This window comes from Streptomyces sp. NPDC104381 (assembly GCF_055583745.1).
Genome location: NZ_JBVJNK010000007.1, coordinates 263,680 through 281,560, shown reverse-complemented (window position 1 = coordinate 281,560; position 17,881 = coordinate 263,680). Strand labels below are relative to the sequence as shown.

General features: G+C 72.6%; 15 protein-coding genes. 6 read left to right on the top strand and 9 right to left on the bottom strand.

The genetic code is table 11. The features are described 5' to 3' along the window. Nucleotides 1–561: 561 nt before the first annotated feature. Both ACZ607_RS25585 and ACZ607_RS25580 read left to right on the top strand, forming a co-directional pair. Complete coding sequence (locus ACZ607_RS25585; RefSeq protein ID WP_469738177.1) at nucleotides 562–1,323, top strand: HAD family hydrolase; 762 nt, start codon at nucleotides 562–564, stop codon at nucleotides 1,321–1,323. After that, nucleotides 1,323–3,752, top strand: coding sequence for a glycoside hydrolase family 65 protein (locus ACZ607_RS25580; protein WP_469738176.1), 2,430 nt, complete (start codon nucleotides 1,323–1,325; stop codon nucleotides 3,750–3,752). Before ACZ607_RS25585 ends, ACZ607_RS25580 begins: the two co-directional genes overlap by 1 nt. A 21-nt stretch (nucleotides 3,753–3,773) precedes the next feature. On the opposite strand, the gene ACZ607_RS25575 is transcribed toward ACZ607_RS25580, so the two are convergent. From ACZ607_RS25575 to ACZ607_RS25560, 4 genes are all read right to left on the bottom strand, one after another. After that, the gene (locus tag ACZ607_RS25575) at nucleotides 3,774–4,463 is read right to left on the bottom strand and encodes a class E sortase (RefSeq protein ID WP_469738174.1); all 690 of its coding nucleotides are present in this window, start codon (nucleotides 4,461–4,463) and stop codon (nucleotides 3,774–3,776) included. Nucleotides 4,464–4,542: 79 nt separating this feature from the next. Then, complete coding sequence (locus ACZ607_RS25570; protein WP_469738172.1) at nucleotides 4,543–6,207, bottom strand: ABC-F family ATP-binding cassette domain-containing protein; 1,665 nt, start codon at nucleotides 6,205–6,207, stop codon at nucleotides 4,543–4,545. A 323-nt stretch (nucleotides 6,208–6,530) separates the two neighbouring features. After that, on the bottom strand, nucleotides 6,531–7,646 hold the full coding sequence (locus tag ACZ607_RS25565) for a winged helix DNA-binding domain-containing protein (RefSeq protein ID WP_469738170.1): 1,116 nt from the start codon (nucleotides 7,644–7,646) through the stop codon (nucleotides 6,531–6,533). Between the two features lie 84 nt (nucleotides 7,647–7,730). Then, a complete protein-coding gene (locus ACZ607_RS25560) occupies nucleotides 7,731–8,153 on the bottom strand; it encodes a VOC family protein (RefSeq protein ID WP_469738168.1) in 423 nt (140 codons plus the stop codon). Nucleotides 8,154–8,304: 151 nt separating this feature from the next. Between ACZ607_RS25560 and ACZ607_RS25555 the strand changes: the two genes are divergently transcribed. Beyond that, nucleotides 8,305–9,423 (top strand): helix-turn-helix transcriptional regulator, encoded by a 1,119-nt coding sequence (locus ACZ607_RS25555; RefSeq protein ID WP_469738166.1) that lies wholly within the window; start codon nucleotides 8,305–8,307, stop codon nucleotides 9,421–9,423. Here ACZ607_RS25555 and ACZ607_RS25550 read toward each other — a convergent pair. From ACZ607_RS25550 to ACZ607_RS25535, 4 genes are all read right to left on the bottom strand, one after another. After that, complete coding sequence (locus ACZ607_RS25550) at nucleotides 9,351–10,109, bottom strand: SDR family NAD(P)-dependent oxidoreductase (RefSeq protein WP_469738164.1); 759 nt, start codon at nucleotides 10,107–10,109, stop codon at nucleotides 9,351–9,353. The genes ACZ607_RS25555 and ACZ607_RS25550 overlap by 73 nt on opposite strands. Nucleotides 10,110–10,255: 146 nt before the next feature. Continuing rightward, nucleotides 10,256–10,840: a TetR/AcrR family transcriptional regulator gene (locus ACZ607_RS25545; RefSeq protein WP_469738162.1), complete on the bottom strand. Its 585-nt coding sequence runs from the start codon at nucleotides 10,838–10,840 to the stop codon at nucleotides 10,256–10,258. A gap of 104 nt (nucleotides 10,841–10,944) precedes the next feature. Then, on the bottom strand, nucleotides 10,945–11,691 hold the full coding sequence (locus ACZ607_RS25540; RefSeq protein WP_469738161.1) for a DUF1838 family protein: 747 nt from the start codon (nucleotides 11,689–11,691) through the stop codon (nucleotides 10,945–10,947). A 93-nt stretch (nucleotides 11,692–11,784) separates the two neighbouring features. Continuing rightward, entirely contained in the window at nucleotides 11,785–12,723 is a 939-nt protein-coding gene (locus tag ACZ607_RS25535) for a LysR family transcriptional regulator (RefSeq protein ID WP_469738159.1), read from the bottom strand. 287 nt (nucleotides 12,724–13,010) lie between these two features. Here ACZ607_RS25535 and ACZ607_RS25530 point away from each other — a divergent pair, with 287 nt between their 5' ends. Continuing rightward, nucleotides 13,011–13,658: a LysE family transporter gene (locus ACZ607_RS25530; RefSeq protein ID WP_469738157.1), complete on the top strand. Its 648-nt coding sequence runs from the start codon at nucleotides 13,011–13,013 to the stop codon at nucleotides 13,656–13,658. 128 nt (nucleotides 13,659–13,786) lie between these two features. Here the strand turns inward: ACZ607_RS25530 and ACZ607_RS25525 are convergent, their stop codons facing one another. Then, nucleotides 13,787–15,652, bottom strand: a complete 1,866-nt coding sequence (locus ACZ607_RS25525) for a serine/threonine-protein kinase (RefSeq protein WP_469738156.1) — start codon at nucleotides 15,650–15,652, stop codon at nucleotides 13,787–13,789. 472 nt (nucleotides 15,653–16,124) lie between these two features. Here ACZ607_RS25525 and ACZ607_RS25520 point away from each other — a divergent pair, with 472 nt between their 5' ends. After that, nucleotides 16,125–16,724 carry a hypothetical protein gene (locus ACZ607_RS25520; protein ID WP_469738154.1) on the top strand — a complete coding sequence of 200 codons (600 nt, stop codon included), beginning with the start codon at nucleotides 16,125–16,127 and terminating at the stop codon, nucleotides 16,722–16,724. A 309-nt stretch (nucleotides 16,725–17,033) separates the two neighbouring features. After that, nucleotides 17,034–17,798 carry a polysaccharide deacetylase family protein gene (locus tag ACZ607_RS25515; RefSeq protein ID WP_469738152.1) on the top strand — a complete coding sequence of 255 codons (765 nt, stop codon included), beginning with the start codon at nucleotides 17,034–17,036 and terminating at the stop codon, nucleotides 17,796–17,798. Nucleotides 17,799–17,881: the final 83 nt, after the last annotated feature.

The following is a 17,881-nucleotide window of genomic DNA, read 5'->3' as shown; positions in this document are numbered from 1 at the left end:
ACCTGGAGCGTGAGGATCATGACACCGAGGCCCCCTCTCCCGCCGAGGGCATCGATGACACCGAGGCCCCCTCTCCCACCGAGGGCATCGATGACACCGAGGACGCCTCTCGCGCGGAGAACGCCTCTCGCAACGGGGACACCGATCACACCGAGGACCCCCGGCTCCGCACACCCCCCGCTCCCGCGGACGGGACCCGGCCCGGCTCCGCGGACATCCCCTCATGACGGTGGCACTCGGCGTTGTCGCACGGCCCCGGTCCCCAGTGCGGGACGAAGATGCCGAGAGTTTTGTGCCGCGCCAGTACGGTCGCGACGGGCTGCTTGCAGGCCGGACACACGTACTCCGCCTGCCTGTCGGTCTGACGCTCGGTTCTGGCCATGTTTTTACGGTAGCCCCGAACGAGACATTTAGAAACTTTTCCGACTTTTTGCCAGTGCTTTCCTCGGAGGTTGCCACGAGGTCGCGCCGGAGAACCAGCCTCCGGAGGCCACGAGGAGCGGCCCGGTCCGGAACCTGGTGCCATGGAACGGGGACGCCTCGACGAAGGGACCACCGGTCATGGCACGTGCACCGTCACCGGCCGCAGTCCTGCTCTCCGTACACGCCGTCGTCTTCGACACGGACGGTGTGATCACCGACTCCGCCCCGGCACACGCCGCGGCCTGGAAGGAGGCGTTCGACGCCTGCCTGGCCTCCCACGGAGACCTGCCGCCCTTCGACGAGGAGGCCGAGTACCGGCGCTACGTCGACGGCAAGGCACGCAAGGACGGTGCGGCCGCCTTCCTGGCCTCCAGGGGTCTCGACCTCCCCGAGGGCAGCCCCGACGATCCCCCCGGCACCGGAACGGTGTGGGCCGTCGCCGCACGGAAGGACGAGGCGTTCACCCGGACCCTGCGCACCCGGCCGATCGCCGTCTGGCCCGGCACGGTCCGACTGCTGCACGTGCTGCACGAGGCACGGGTGCCGATCGCCGCCGCGTCCGCGTCCCGGCACGCGACCGAACTGCTGTCACGGGCAGGGCTCCTGGACCTGTTCACCACCGTGGTCGACGGCAACGAGGCACGCCGGCTGGAGCTGCCGGGCAAGCCTGACCCCGCCCTGTTCACCGAGGCGGCACGGCGCCTGGGCGTCCCGCCCGGGGACTCCGCCGTCGTGGAGGACGCGCTGGCCGGCGTCGAGGCGGGCCGCCGGGGCGGCTTCGGGCTCGTCGTCGGGGTGGACCGGACGGACACCTCCGAGGGCGCCGCCGACCTGCGCCGCCACGGTGCCGACCTCGTGGTGGCCGACCCGGGCGACCTGCTGATCACCGGGGAGGACTGATGGCGCGCGGCTGGGTCTGGGCGTACGAGGGGTACGACCCGGAGAAGGAGCGCCTGCACGAAGCGCTGTGCACCCTCGGCAACGGCTACTTCGCCACCCGGGGAGCCGCGCCCGAGACCCCCGCCGCGGAGAAGCACTACCCGGGCACCTATGTGGCGGGCTGCTTCAACCGGCTGACGTCCTCCGTCCAGGGGCGCCAGGTCGAGAACGAGGACGTGGTCAACCTCCCCAACTGGCTGCCGCTGCGCTACCGCATCCGCCCCGCCGGCTCCCGCACGGGCCCGTGGCTGACCCCCGACCACGCCTACCTCGTGGACCACCGGCAGTCGCTCGACCTGCGCGGCGGGATCCTCAACCGCCGTTCGGTGTACGAGGACAGGGCCGGCCGCCGGCTGACGGTGGAGCAGGAACGGCTGGTTCACATGGGCGACCCCCATCTCGCCGCGCTGCACACGGTGTTCACCGCCGAGGGCTGGTCGGGCGAGCTGGAGGTGGAGTCCGGGATCGACGGGGACATCCGTAACAACGGTGTCGCGCGCTACCGCGAACTGGCCGACCGCCACCTCGCCGGCTGGGAGACCGGCACCGAACCCGGGTCCATGGTCTGGCTGCGCTGCCGCACGGTGGAGTCGGACATCGGGATCGCCCTCGCCGCCCGCACGGTGGCCTCCTGCGGACCCGAGCGCAACGGTGACCACCGGGCCGAACCGGAGCAGCAGCCCCGCGCGGTCCACCAGACGCTGCGGCTGCCGATCGCCCCGGACTCCGGTGCCGTCGTCGACAAGACGGTGGCCCTCTACACCTCCCGCGACCCGGCCATCGGCAGTCCGCTGCGGGCCGCCGTGTCCGCGGTGGGCGAGGCCCCGGCGTACGTACGGCTGCGGGCCTCGCACCGCCGGGCCTGGGCCGACCTGTGGCAGCAGGTGAAGATCGAGGTGCCCGGCGAGCCCGGGCACATCCTGCGGCTGCACCTCTTCCACGTGCTCCAGACCCTCTCCCCGCACACGGCGGAACTCGATGTCGGGGTGCCGGCGCGAGGGCTGCACGGCGAGGCGTACCGGGGACACGTCTTCTGGGACGAGCTGTTCGTCCTGCCCTTCCTGAATCTGCATCTCCCGGAGGTCTCCAGGGGGTTGCTCGACTACCGCCACCGCCGGCTCCCCGCCGCCTGCGCCGCCGCGCGGGCCGTGGGCCGGGAGGGGGCGATGTACCCGTGGCAGAGCGCGTCCGAGGGGCGCGAGGAGACCCAGGAGCTCCATCTCAACCCGCGTTCGGGGCGCTGGCTGCCCGACCGTTCGCGGTTGCAGCACCATGTCGGCTCGGCGGTCGCGTACAACGTGTGGCAGTACTGCCAGGCCACCGGCGACACGGAGTACCTCTACTCCAAGGGCGCCGAGATGGTGATGCAGATCGCCCGCTTCTGGGCGGACAGCGCGCAGTGGGACGCCTCCGTCGGGCGCTACCGGATCCGGGGGGTCGTCGGGCCCGACGAGTACCACGACGCCTACCCGGACTCCGACGCGGCGGGGCTCGACGACAACACGTACACGAACGTGACGGCGTCCTGGGTGCTGGCACGCGCCGGTGAGCTCTGCGGCTCCCTGCCGCCGAGCCGGTGCGCGCAGCTCCTGGAGACGATCCGGCTCGACCCGGCGGAGCTGGAGCACTGGGACGACATCTCCCGGCGGCTGTACGTTCCCCAGCACCGCGGTGTCATCAGCCAGTTCGCCGGATACGGCGATCTGGAGGAGCTGGACTGGGACGGCTACCGGCAGCGGTACGGGGACATCAGGCGGCTCGACCGGATCCTGGAGGCGGAGGGCGACACCGTCAACCGCTACCAGGCGTCCAAGCAGGCCGACGTCCTCATGCTCGGCTACCTCTTCGCACCGAAGGAACTCGCCGCGCTGTTCCGGCGGCTGGGCCACGCGCTCGACGACGACGCCTGGCGGGACACCGTCGACTACTACGTGGGCCGTACGAGCCACGGCTCCACCCTCAGTTCCCTCGTGCACGCCTGGGTGCTGGCGCGGGTCCACCGCGACGACGCCTGGACGTACTGCGAGGAGGCGCTGATCGGCGATGTGGCCGACATCCAGGGCGGTACGACGGAGGAGGGCATCCACCTCGGCGCGATGGCCGGCACCCTCGACTTCGTCCAGCGCGGGATGACTGGCCTGGACACCCGCGACGACGCCCTGTGGCTCGCGCCGGCCACGCTGCCCCAGCTCTCGAAGTTCCGCATGCGGCTCCGCTTCCGACGCCACTGGGACGTCGACCTGCGGCTGCGCGCCGAGCGCCTCCGGATCGCCGTACCGGACTCGGAGCGGCCGGGGGTACGGGTCAGGCTGGACGGCAGCGCGTACGTCGTCGAGCCGGGTGAGGCGCGGTGGCTGGAGCTGCCCGACGACATGCCCGGCGGTTCCTGACGGCGGGGCACGGCCGGTGGTTCAGGCCGGCCGGGAGGACACCAGGACGCCGATCTTGTCGATGCGGTGCTCCGGATTGTGGTGGGCGTCGCGCCAGAAGTTCCCGGCCGCGTCGTCCTCCGGGGTCGCACAGGTGGAGAGGGTGATCATCGCCCGGGACGGTTCCTCGCCCGGCTCTCCCGGCACCTCGGCCCGCTGTTCGGTGAGCGAGCGCTCGGACCTGAAGGACGTCTGCCGGGTCTCCGTGATCCGGTACTCGTACACCGTGCCGCCCTCCCTGACCAGGACCTTGTCGCCCTTGTCCAGCGACGGCAGCTCCCGGAACGGGCCCCCGGCGGCGATCCGGTGGGCCGTGACGAGGTAGTTCCCCGTCCCGCCCGGCCCGACGCCGCCGTCCTCGCCGTACGGGCTGGCCGCGATACCGCGGTCCTGGATGCGGGTGCCGGGCCCGTCGTCCGTCGTGCCCTCGTACGGGACCACGCGCAGGTCCGTCATGCCGATCGCCGGGATGGTGAGCTCGGCGGTCGCCGTACGCGGGTCGGTCCGGTCGGACGGGAAGACGGACGCGCCGGGGGCCGGTGAGGCCGCCGCTACGGCCGGGGGCGGCCCGGCCGTAGCGGTCGCGGCGGCCGGGCCTCCGGCCGCCAGCAGGACGACGGCCGCGCCCGCGAGGGCCCGGGGAACGCCGCTGAATCCATGGGGACGGTGCATGGCGAGATCCGGATCGGTAGCCGGTGGTGCCTGGGGCGGGCCCGGGAGCGCGGCCCGCACCCTTCCAGTACACCACCGCTCACCCGATCGTGTCGGGTGCGCCGATCAGCTCGCGCACCTCGTCGGCGCCCAGCTCCGTGAGCTCCTCCCCGACGAGCAGCCAGCGCGTGATGCCCACCGACTCCAGGAACGTCAGGTCGTGGCCGGCGATGATCAGCGCACCCTCGTAGGACTCCAGGGCGCTCGTCAGCTGCCGCACGCTCGCCAGGTCCAGGTTGTTGGTCGGCTCGTCGAGCATCAGCAGCTGCGGGGCGGGGGTCGCCAGCATCGTCGCCGCGAGGGCGGCCCGGAAGCGTTCGCCGCCCGACAGGGTCCCCGCCGGCTGCTCGGCGCGCGCCCCCTTGAACAGGAAGCGGGCGAGCTGCGAGCGGATCTCGTTGTCGGTGGTCCCCGGCGCCACGCGGGACACGTTCGCGGCGACGCTCAGCCCGTCGTCCAGGACGTCGAGCCGCTGCGGCAGGAAGCGCAGCGGCACATGCGTCCGGGCCTCACCGGCCTCGGGCGCAAGCTCCCCGGTGAGGGTGCGCAGCAGCGTCGTCTTGCCCGCCCCGTTGCGCCCGATCAGCGCGATGCGTTCGGGCCCCTGGACGTGGAGTTCGCCGTCGCGCAGGGCCCCGAAGCGGGGGCGGAGCCCGTGCGCGCTCAGCACCGTGCGGCCCGCGGGGACGGCGGTGTGGGGGAGCCGCACCCGGATCTCGGCGTCCTCCCGGATCGCCTCGGACGCGGTGTCGAGCCGCTCCCGTGCCTCCTGGAGCCGGTCCTCGTGCAGCCCGCGGAGCTTGCCCGCCGCCTCCTGGGATGACCGCTTGTGCTCGCCCGCGACGATCCTCGGCGCACGCCGCTGCGCGTCCATCTTCTTGTTGTGCCGCTGGCGGCGGGCCACCTTGATCTGTGCCTCCTCCAGTTCGCGCTTCTGCCGGCGTACGTCGGACTCGGCGGCCCGCACCATGCGGCCCGCCGCCTCCTGCTGGGTGGCCAGCGCCTCCTCGTACGCGGACCAGCCCCCGCCGTACCAACTCACCGCACCCGCGCGCAGATCGGCGATGCGGTCCACCCGTTCCAGCAGGTCGCGGTCGTGGCTGACGACCAGGAGCACCCCGGAACGCCAGGACTCGACGGCGTCGTACAGCCGGCGGCGCGCGAACACGTCGAGGTTGTTGGTCGGTTCGTCGAGCAGCAGGACGTCGGGGCGCTCCAGCAGCAGCGCGGCCAGCCGCAGCAGCACGGTCTCGCCGCCGGACAGCTGCCCCACGGTGCGGTCGAGGCCGACGTCGCCGAGGCCGAGCGAACCCAGGGTCGCCAGGGCCCGCTCCTCGACGTCCCAGTCGTCGCCGACGGTCTCGAAGTGCTCGTCGGCGACGTCGCCCGCCTCGATCGCGCGCAGCGCCGTACGCCGCTCGGTGATGCCGAGGGCGTCCTCGACGCGGAGACCGGTGTCGAGGGTGAGGTTCTGCGGGAGGTAGGCGAGGTGGCCGCCGACGGTCACCGAGCCGGCGGAGGGCTTCAGCCGGCCGGCCAGCAGCCGCAGCAGGGTCGACTTGCCGGAACCGTTGGTCCCGACGAGCCCGGCGCGGCCCCGGCCGACGCTGAGGGAGAGCCCGTCGAAGACCTCCGTGCCGTCCGGCCACCGGAAGGACAGGGACGAGCAGCTGAGGGAGGCGGCGGGTGCCGTGGGATGAGACATGTGATCCTCGCGGTCGAAAGCGTGTGAACAGGGGCTTCGTGTGCGAGCACCACGCGGCGACCGGCCGGGGAGGAAGGGGTGTGGTCCGTCCGACGTGCGGGGGACGGCTCATGCACCGAGGTCGCATCCACGCGGTGGGTCACGGGGCGGCAGGAAGGCCGACAGGGCGTGACGGGCTACGGCGGGGGCCGTACCGCGCGATGATCGCGGACCTCAGATGCGCAACGTCCACCTCTATCGGAGACGACAGGACTCAAAAACTGTACACCGTGCCCTCCTGCCGTGTCCGGAGCGAACGTCCGCCGGGCGCCGCTCGGCAGGGGTCACGGCGCCGCCGTGGGGGAGGCCGTGAAACCGATGCCGTCGATGCCCCGGTCCAGGAAGACCGCCAGGGCGTGGGCCTCCTCCTCGACGGCTTCCCGCTCCTGACGGGAGAGGCGCCGCAGGGGCGTGATGCCGAGCCGCCGGTCCTGGGTGGTCCAGGTGGCGGCGACGCGGCCGTCGACGAGCACGGCGCGCAAGCCCGCGACGGACAGCCCGAGGTCGGCGTCGTCGATGATGCGGCTGCGGTCGCGGTAGCCGAGGATCGCGTTGTCGAAGGCCGGGAGGAAGCGGACCGGGGCGGGGGTGTCCGGGGACGGGCGCGGCGCGTCGGGCAGGTCGAGGAGCACCCGGCCGCGTTCGTCGCGGAAGGTGACCAGCTCGTCCCGGACGGCTCTGACCGCCGCGGGGAGTCCGGCCAGACCGCTCCAGGAGCGGAGGTCCGCGGTGGAGGCGGGCCCGTAGGCGGCGAGGTAGCGGCGCACCAGCTGCTGCCCCACGGGGTCGTCGTCGGCGTCGGGGCCCTCGGGCAGGGGAGCGGGATCCCGTCCGAGCCAGGCGTCCAGGGGCAGATTGCGCACGCCCGCCGTCGTCCGCCACAGACCGCGCGGGGGGAGCTGGGCCATGGGGACGAGCGCGGCGACGAGGAGCTCGCCCAGGGCGCGGCGCGGCGGGCCGGGCCAGCGGTCCTGGAGCGCCTGCACGAGCTCGGCCATGGTGCGGGGCCGGCCGTCGGCCATGACCGCCCGGCCGGCCGCGGCGACCTCGTCGGTGTCGATCCCGGCGAGGTCGCTCCGGTAGGTGGCCAGCACCCGCCCGCGCAGCATGGCGTCGTGGCGGGCCCGCCAGGCGAGTGCGTCGTCGGCGGTGACCAGGTGGACGGTGCGGCGCATCAGATGCGTACGGACGACGTGCCGGTCCGTCAGCGCCCGGTCGAGCCGGCCGGGGGTGAAGGCGCGCTGCCTGGACCACAGGCCGGTGAAGGGTTCCTGCGGTTCCTGGGCCTGGAGGCCCGCCAGATGCGCCACCACCTCCTGGAGCGGCGCGCTCGTGCGCTCCAGCAGGTACTGCCGGGCGAGGGTGGCGCGGTTGAGAGCGCGTGTGCTGAGGACGGTCATGGGAGCCGCCCCTCCTTTCTGCCGCACACCATGCTGTCCGGCCTCCTTCCGCTTCGTCCCCGACCGGGCCGATCGGTATCGGGATCAGCCGTTGTAGGGGGCCGCCACGTCCAGCACCCAGGTCACACCGAAACGGTCGGTGAGCATGCCGTACAGCGGTGCCCACGGCGACGGACCCAGGGGCCGCACGACCGTCGAGCCCTCCGCCAGCTTCGGCCAGAGGGCGCTGATCTCCTCCGCGCCGTCCCCGCGCACGGAGACGAAGAACGGGCTGCGGCCCTGGTCCCAGGGCAGGTGGGAGGGGACGTCGTACGCCATGACGTGGAAACCGTCGTCGCCCCGCACCTCCCCCCACATCACGTGGTCCGCCTCGCTCTCGTCCCGTACGTCACCCGTGTCCTTGTACGTGACGACGGTGACGTGCCCGCCGAAGACGGACCGGTAGTGGTCCAGCGCCGCCCGCGCGTCTCCCCGGAAGTTCAGGTGGGTGGTGGTCGTGACGGACATGGCGTGCTCCTCGGGTGTGGTTCCGCGTGACGGCTCTGCGTGGTCCATGGGCTCCGCGGTCCGCCAGGCGGTTCTCTCCGCTGATCCCGGTACCGACCCTTCCAGAGGTAGCGGACAGGATGTGTCCTGTACTGCGGGCAGGATGAGGGGCATGCAGAAGACGTCCGCGCGACTGCTCGCCCTGCTCACGCTGCTCCAGACGCACCGCGACCGGTCCGGTGACGACCTCGCGGGGCGGCTCGGCACCACTCCGCGCACGGTGCGCCGCGACATCGACCGGCTACGGGAACTGGGGTACCCGGTCCGCGCTTCCAAGGGGCCGTCCGGCGGCTACCGCCTGGACGCCGGCGCGCATCTGCCCCCGCTGCTGTTCGACGACGGCCAGGCGGTCGCCCTGGCGCTGGCCCTGCGGTCGGCGGCGACCGACGACACGATCGGGGAGGACGCGGCCCGGGCCCTGGCCACCGTGCGTCAGGTCATGCCACCGCGCCTGCGCCGGCGCATCGACACGCTGCGGGTCACGGCCGTCCGGCCGCCCGGGGCCGGCGGTGCTTCCCCGGCCGGCTCGCGGCTGCTCGTGGAACTGGGCCGCGTCATCCACGCCCGCGAGGAACTGCGCTTCGACTACGGGCCGGACGCCGGAGCCTCTCGGCGTCCTGCCGGTGTCTCCGATGTCCACGGCGCTCCCGGAGCGCCCACCGCGGCGGAGCGGCCCCGCCGGGTGCAGCCGCACCACCTGGTCACCTGGCGCGGCCGCTGGTACCTGGTCGCCTGGGATCTCGACCGGGACGACTGGCGCACCTTCCGCGCCGACCGCATGCGTCCCCGCACCCCCTCCGGCCCGCGCTTCACGCCCCGTGACCTGCCCGGCGGGGACGTGGCCGCGTTCGTCGCGGGACGGTTCCGGGGGACCGACGGCTCCACCACCGACTGGCCCTGCCGAGGCGAAGTCGTCCTCGGTGCCCCCGCCGGGGCGGTGGCCCCCTTCGCGGAGGACGGCATCGTCGAGGAACTCGGCCCCGACCGCTGCCGCCTCACCCTCGGCTCCTGGTCGTGGACCGGCCTCGCCACCACCATCGGCCACTTCGACACCGACATCCAGGTCGTCGGACCACCCGAGCTGACCGCCGCGTTCGCCGAACTCGCCGCACGGTACGCCGCAGCGGCGGCCGGCCCGGGTGCGGGAGCCCCGGACCGTCAGGCCGACGCCCCGCTGTCGACGACCAGGTCGGTGCCGACCGCCGCACCGGCCGCGGGCGAGGCGAGGTAGAGCACCGCGGCGGCCACCTCCCGGGCCTCTGCGACCCGGCCGAGGGGGTTCTCCGACTTCATCCGCTCCGTACGCTCGGCCTCCGTCTCACCGGGGCGGAGCGACATGGGGGCGGCGGAGGCGCCCGGACTGACGGCGTTGATGCGAATGCCCTGGTGGATGTGGTCGAGAGCGGCGGCACGGGTCAGCGCGGAGACCCCCGCCTTCGAGGTGAGGTACGCGGCGGCCCCGGGGACGCGGAGGTGCGCGCCCAGGTTGGAGGAGATGTTGACGATCACTCCGCCGCCGTTCTCCTTCATGTGCGCGATCTCGTGCTTCATGGCCAGCCACACACCGGTGAGGTTGGTCCGCATGACCGCGTCCCAGTCCTCCTCGCCCACCTCGCCGACGGGCCCGGAGCCCCGGAATATCCCGGCGTTGTTCACCGCGATGTCGAGGCCGCCGAAGCGGGTGACGGTCGCGTGGACGAGATCGCGGAGCTGCCCGGAGTCGGTGACGTCGGCGGTGACGGCCACGGCGGTGCCGCCGGCGGCCTCGATGAGCGCGACCGTCCCGTGCAAGGAGTCGGCCGTGCGCCCGGCAGCGACCACCGAGGCGCCCTCGGCGGCGAAGGCGCGTGCGATGGCGCGGCCGAGGCCGGATCCTGCGCCGGTGACGAGCACGGTGGTGCCGGTGAAGCGGTCCATGTGAGCGTTCCCCTTGTTGCGTAAGGACATCGAGCGGAAGGACGGTCGGGCCGAGCAGCCCGCTCCGGTCGAGTTGGATAATTGATCGATCGGTCTGTTATTCGGGCGTGCGAAACCGCGTGCCCGATCGTGCCGGTGACGGTTGATCAGTCCAGCAGGGTCAGCGCCTGCTCCGCCGCGTCCCGCACCCGGGTGGGGTCGTCGGACGCCTTCCCGACGATCCGTACGCCCTGGAGCAGGACGAGCAGCATGCGGGACAGCGCCCGTGGGTCGCGGGCCTCCGGCAACTCGCCCTGCGCCCGCGCCCGTACGAGCGCGGAGTGCAGCAGCGTCTCGATGTGCTCCCAGCTGATCTCGACCCGGCGGGCGGCGTCGGGGTCGTGCGGGGCGAGCTCGGAGGCGGTGTTGGTGATGAGGCAGCCGTTCAGCCGGGCTTCGGGGGCGGCGGCCTCCGCGGCGAAGCGGCGTACCAGCGCCCGCACCGCCGGAAGCGCGGGCCCCGGCTGGGACAGCTCGGCCAGGATGGACGGATCGCGCCCCTCGGAGTACCGGTCCAGCGCCTTCAGGTACAGCGCGTGCTTGTTGCCGAAGGTGGCGTAGATGCTGGCGCGTCCGATGCCGAGGTGGTCCACGAGGTCGGCCATCGAGGTCGCTTCGTAGCCGCGTCGCCAGAACAGCTCAAGAGCTGCCTGGAGCGCCGCGTCCGGGTCGAACTCCTTGGTCCTTGCCACGGTCCAGACCCTAGGCCCATTCAGAACGATCGGTCAATAACTGCTGTCTTCCGCCCCGCTGTTCGAGCTCCGGAGCGGCTGTCCGGGGCCGGGGGCGCGGTGGTCTACCGGGGCGGGTTGAGCTTCCGGAAGTAGGTCCAGCTGGTCTCGTTCGGCTCGCTCCACTTCTCCGGGGCGTGGGCGAACTCCGGGTGGTGGTCGGCGATGTAGGCGCGGGTCCGTCCGGGGACCTCGGCGTACGAGCCGAGCTTGCGGCCCCGGCAGTGGAAGGTGAGACCGCCGGGCCGCTGGCCACGGGCCATCCAGGGCAGCCACGGGGACATCCGGGTCCACGACATGGTGGCCGGGACACTGGGTGCCGGGCCTGCCAGGTCGGCACGGTCGGCGAAGAACTGGAACAGCTCCAGGGCCTTGTACGTGTCGCCGGCCGAGTGGAGGGGGTACTGGGCGACGGGCAGGGGCGAGGGGTAGGCGAGCGGGATCTCCAGGCTGAAACAGACCTGTCCGCCGAGCTCGGTCGTCGGGACCGGGAAGGGGCGCCACTTCTGGTTGGCCGGGTCGTTCCAGATGTGCACCACGGGCAGGTCCTGCCAGCTCTCCAGGATCTCGCGGCTGACGGGATCCAGATAGAACGCGGCTTCACGGGTCAGCAGTTGGTAGGCGTCCGGGCCGGCTTCGGCGTCCTGGACCAGACGGGCGACGTTGACCCCCTCGAAGCCGAAGACGCGCTGGTAGGGCTCGTCCGGGGCCCAGGAGTAGACGTCTCCCGACCACCAGTACGTGACCTCCTCCCCGTCGAGCGAGGCGCGGGTGCGGGCGAGGGAGCGGAGCAGCTCTGCGGGTGTCGTCATGGTCACCACTCTGCGCGGCCGTCACCCCGGTTGTTCGGGAAACGCTCCGGGCGGACGCGGAACCGGACGGAAGAGGCCGCTTCCGTGACCGGCTCATGGCCCGGGTGTGCTCCCCTGCGCCGTGGCCCCGCCGGATTCGGCCGCCGCCTCCCGCAGGGCACGGAGACCGTCCCTGACCAGCGGTGAGCGGCTCCCGCCCCGTCGCACGAACCCGACCAGCCGCCGCGTCGGCACCACATCGCCGGTCAGCGGTACGCGTACGAGGGCATCGCTCAGGGGGAACGTCGCGAGACGCGGCAGCAGACAGATGCCGTGGCCGCCGGCGACCAGGGCGGCGATCGCGGACCAGTCGACGGCGTTGTGGGTGACACGCGGCGAGAAGCCGGCCGCGGCGCAGGCCGAGGTGAGCAACAGGTGCTGGTCACGGGGGTCGCCCGCGCGGATCCATGTCTCCGTGGCCGCCTCGTGCAGCTCGACCGAGGCCCGGCCGGCGAACCGGTGGCCCGGCGGCACCAGGAGGTCCTGCGGTTCCTGGAGGAGAAGGTGCTGCTCGAAACGTTCGTCGTCGGAGGGCGGTGTGCCCGGGGCGGGGATGACGACGGCGATGTCGCGCTCACGGGTCAGCAGCATCCGGAAGCGGTCGGCCTCCGGATCCTCACCGAGGTAGTACGTCATCCCCGGGTGCCGGGAGAGCAGCCGGGCCATGGCCGGCACCACCAGCGTGCCGAGTGCCGTCGCCACCGAGGTGACGCGCAGCTCGCCCGGACCGTTGTCCCGGTGGGCGGCGAGGTCGGCGACGGCCCGCTCCCACTGCGCGTGCAACGTGTCCGCGTGGTCGATGAGCGTGCGGGCGGCCGGGGTGAGTTGGACCCGGCGCCCCTGCGGTTCGAGCAGCCGCACGTTCAGCTCGGCGGAGAGGCGGCGCAACTGCTGGGAGACGGTGGACGGGGTGAGGTGCAGGGACTCGGCGGTGGCGGTGACGGTGCCGGTCTCGGCAAGGACGCGGAGGGTCTGGAGACGCGGGTCGATCATGTAATGCCCTCACATGATTCCGTACGCAAATCTTCGATGGACGCACACGATCGTAGGCCCGCAACCTGGTTCGGAACCGAAACGAGCCGCGTGCCGGGTTCTCCACGCAGATGTCCCGGCCCGTCGAGGGAGCAGCCGACCATGATCAACGATGCGTTCCGCCCTGATGTGTTCGCCGCCACCGGACGCCGACTCGGCCATGCAGACACGGAGTCAGGCCAGGGCCCCGGCGGGCCCGGTGCGCCCGGTCGGCCGGGCCGGGCAGGCGTACGCGGCGAGGCCCGCTCATGACCGGGACCGTCGTCGCCGGCCTGCTCGCCGGATACGGCCTCGCGATCCCCGTCGGGGCCGTCGCGGTGCTGATGGTGAACATGACGGCGGCGACCTCCCTCCGGACCGGCGCTGCGGCGGCGCTCGGCGCGGCCACCGCCGACGCCGGATACGCCGTCGCGGCCGTCCTCGGGGGCAGTGCGCTGGTGGTGGTCGTACGCCCGGTGCTGGGGCCGCTGCGATGGGCGGCCTTCGCGATCCTGGCGCTCATGGCCGTACGCATCCTGGCCGGTGGGCTGCGGCGAGGCCGTGACGCGGCCGACGGAGCCTCCGCCACGCCCGCTCCAGGCGCCCCGGCCCGCCGACGGATCACCCCGCTGCGCGCCTACCTCACGTATCTCGCGCTGACCGCCCTCAACCCGTGGCCCGCCCTCTACTTCGTCACCCTGATCCTCGGCCAGCAGGCCCAACGGCCCATGAGCGCCGCCGAGTCGCTGGCCTACCTGTCCGCCGTCACCTTCGCCTCGGCGAGCTGGCAGCTGCTGCTGGCGGGCGGCGGAAGGCTGCTCGGGGGCGCCCTCACGAGCCGCCGCGGCCGTACGGTCACGGCCGCGGTCTCCAGCTGCCTGATCCTCGGCCTCGGCCTGCGCATGGCGATGGGCTGAACTCCGCGCGCACCGCGCCTCTTCGGGCGCCCCGCCGACGAGATCCCACGTCGTCGTGCTGGACCCGGACGGGAACGGCCTGTCGCTCGCCGAGGCGCCCACCCGGTGAAACCCTCGGTGAGGGAACGTCAGCAGCGGTTCACCGAGCCGACCTGACCGGTGAGGTTGTCGGCGGACATCCAGCCCGAGGTGCTCGCGCCCTCGGCCCGCACGTGGATCCACTTGTTGCCGTACGCGTTGACGACGTAGCAGTGGTACCAGAGCTTCGAACCGGACTTGGCCTGCGCGACGCCGGAGCACGACTGGTACGGGCCGGTGACTATGTAGTACGTGCCCGACATGTAGCCGTAGGTGCCCGGCGAAGGGTTCTGGTGGCCCCAGCCGTTGCAACTCGTCGAAACCGAACCGGGGTCGGTCGTGGACGAGGCCGTCGGTTTCGCGGAGGCGGAAGGCTTCGGGGCCGTGCCGCCGCCGGCACGGCTCGGGGATGCCCCGGGGTCCGCGTCGCCGGCCTGGTCGCCGGGCCCCTCGGTCCGGCCCGACTGCTCCGAGGGGACCCCGGTGGGCTTCCTGGAGGAGCTCTCGGACGGCGAGCCGCCCGGGGTGGCGGCATCGGTGGCCAGGTCACCCCCGCTCGGCCGGCTGTTGCCCGCGGGCGAACCGGCCCCGCCCGGCGCCGTCCCCGCCTCGTCGCTGCTGGTACCGCCGGAGCCGCCCATCAAGCCGTACGCCACCCCGCCCCCGATCAGCACGACGGCGGCCGCCGCGGCGACGACGGAGCGACTGCGCCGCCGCGAACGGCGCGCCGTGGCGCGGCCCGTGCCCGGAGCACCGCTCACCGTCGGATCGCCGGTCCGCGGGAAGGCGGGCGCCTGGGCGTGCGGCGGATACCCGGTGTACGGCGGCTGCGGGGCGGCCGCGACGAACGGCGGGGGACCGAACCCGGGCGGCGGCGTCTCGGCGGCACCCTGGGCCGGCATCCGGTGGGGGGACTGGGCGGGCGTCGGGCCCGGGTACTGCGCCGGCGGCGTCTGTCCGGGAGTCTGTACGGACGTCTGTGCGGGGTCCTGCGGCGGCGTCGGGGCGGCGGAGCTCATCGGCGTACGCGCCGGGGCCTGGGGAGCGAGGCTCTCCGTGCCGTCCGCGGCCACCCGCTCCAGCATCTCGCGCGCCTGGTCGGCGGTGGGCCGGCTCCCCGGGTTCTTGTCCATCAGCGCCCGCAGCACCGGAGTGAGCGGCCCCGCGCGCCGGGGCTCCGGCAGCGGCTCGGTGACGATCGCCGACAAGGTGGACCACGCCGACGGACGGCGGAACGGGGGCGCCCCCTCCACCGCCGCGTACAGCGTCATGCCGAGCGACCAGATGTCCGACGCGGGACCGGGCTCCATGCCCTGCGCGCGCTCCGGCGGCAGATAGTCGAGCGAGCCGACGAGCTGGCCGCTCTGGGTGAGCTTGGCCATGGCCTCGTCGTCGGAGGCTTCCATGCTGGCGATGCCGAAGTCGGTGAGCACGACCCGCCCGCCGCGCTCCAGCAGGACATTGCCCGGCTTGACGTCCCGGTGCAGCACGCCGGCCCGGTGCGCCGCGTGGAGCGCGTCCATCAGCTTGGCGCCGATCGCCGCGGCCTCGCGCGGATCCAGCGTCCCGCGCTCCGTCAGCACGTCGTCGAGCGAGTGCCCGTCGACAAGCTCCATGACGATGACGGGCAGGCCCCGCTCCTCGGTCACGTCGTGCACGGTGACCACGCCGCTGTGCCGGATCCGGGCGGCGGCCTGCGCCTCCCGTCGCATCCGGGTCCGCAGATCGGCCAGTTCGGAGCCCGAGGAGTCGGTGTAGGCCCGCAGGACCTTGACGGCGACTTCCCGGTTCAGCAGTTCGTCCGTCGCCCGGGCGACGACGCCCATGCCGCCGCGCCCGATCAGCGCGGTCACCCGGTAACGCCCCCCGAGCAGCGCCCCGACGAGCTCCCTGCCGTTCGCTTCCCCCGCCGTCACCGCACGCCCCGTTCCGTAACCGCTCGTCGACCGAGTACCTGGCGAGCCCAGCGTAGAGGTAGGTACGCGCACGTGGCTCGCCCGGACGCGGACCGGGGCCGCAGCTCGGTACGGCCGTATCCGAGCAGCGCCGGACATGAGCCCGCATTCCTGTCGCGACCGTGTCGTCCCGGCGCCGCGCGGGCGCCGTTCCCAAGGTCCGGCGGAATTCACGCAGACGGATCGACGTGGCTGCTGAAAACGGCGCTCCGAAGGGAAATGACGACCTCGCGAATAACGCCGCATTTATCCATACGATTGTGTTTCTCTCGGGATGGGGTGGCGGGCATCTCCTGTTCCGCTCAAGGGAATTGGTCGCCGCGAGGGGCGATGCCGGAAGGGCGTGGAAATGCGTCCGACGTGACGATGGGTGATCTTTTTCATGGTAGAGTTCCTATGAATTCACAGGACGCCACGAAAAAAGGGGAATGGCGTGAACACCGAGAAGGTTACGGCTCGACGTCTTACGGCCGAAGAGGTTTCTGAGCTGGGCCTCCAGGACAGCATCTTCGTTTCGGCGGGGATGGATGGCCTTCCTCTCGACTGCTACGCCCCGGCCTTCCTCACGGAGCCGGGTAAGAAGTTCGAGGGTGGGTCCTTCATCGCGAGGACGGTCTTCGGCGAACAGGTCGCCGTTCTCCCGGACAATGCCGAAGAAGCCGGGGTCTGGATCGCCGACAAGGCCGGGGAGGAGATCGAGGTCCTCCAGAGCGCCGGTGTCCTCCTGAACCTCGCCCTCTTCGTCCCGAACGGGAGCGAGGAATCCCTGCAGTCGCTCTACGCCGCCGCGCGGGACGCATTCGGTGCGGGAGTCGTCCAGCGCTGGAGCGAGGAGACCGTCGCGGTGCCCGACGTCAAGGTCGACCTGTACGAGGAGCCGGCCCGCGGGCGGAAGAACGCGAACAACCAGAACCGCGACCGCCGGGCCCTGGACATCTACCCGACCCGGGTGCGGTTCCTGGAGCCCAGCGACGGCTGGAAGTTCGTCGTCGAGCCGCACAAGGAGATCGTCGACGACACCCCGACGATCTGACCTGATGGCAGGTTGAGCCCCACCTTTCGCCGGGAGCCCGTCAGCTTGCTGACGGGCTCCTCCTCGTGCCGGGGGCCCCGGCGACATGCGACGGGGCGTCAAGGAGCGTAAGGGGGCGTCGGTGGCGGGCCGTTCGGCGTGGGTGAGCCGCTGGATGCCCTCCGACCTGCGTATGTGGCGGAACTCCTCCGTTTGTCGTCGCCCTCCTGCGGGTTCGTCCGTGATCGGTAACAGAGGTGCCCTGGAGGGCGGTTCGTGTGGCTACATGAGGGCACGGCATCGGCGTAGGCAGCAAAGGGGCGGGCGGACATGGCGAAGCACAAGGGAAGGGGATGGCACAGCCGGCTTCTGGCAGCGGGTCTCGGGGTGACGGCGCTGGCCGCGGCCACCTCGGTCTGGTCCGCGCAGGCCGACCCCGCCGGAGCGCGCGAGCCGCAGGCGAGTGTCTCGGACACCGGGCCCGCGGCCGCCGTGGCGGAGGAGATCGCGCACGCCTCGGATCGCGGCGAGCGGGGCGTCAACATCACCATCGACGACGGACCGGACCCGACCTGGACGCCCCAGGTGCTGCGACTGCTCGAGGAAAACGGCGTGAAGGCCACGTTCTGCATGGTGGGAACGCAGGCCAAGGCCTACCCGGACCTGGTCAAGAAGGTCGTCGCGGACGGGCACCGGCTGTGTGACCACACCATCTCGCACGACACCGCCATGGACTCCAAGTCCGAGGCGTACCAGTCCCAGCAGATCCTGGACGCCGAACGCATGATCACCGAGGCGTCCGGAGGCGTGCGCCCGCAGTACTACCGGGCCCCGGGCGGCGCCTTCACCCCGTACAGCCGTAAGCTCGCCGCCTCCCGTGGGATGCGGCCGCTGGGCTGGAACGTCGATTCCAAGGACTTCGAGCGTCCCGGCGTCGACGCCATGGTCGCCACCGTCAAGAGCGAGATCGCCAACGGGCCGACCGTCCTCTTCCACGACGCGGGTGGGGACCGGGCCCAGACCGTGGCCGCGCTGCGCGAGGTCCTGCCCTGGCTGAAGCAGCAGGGGTACTCCTTCGGCTTCCCGGTGCGCTGAGCGAGGACCGCCCGCGCCACGCGTACGCCGTGCCGCACGGCTGGATCAGGAAGGCCCCTGATCCAGCCTGATCCGGAAGGCGC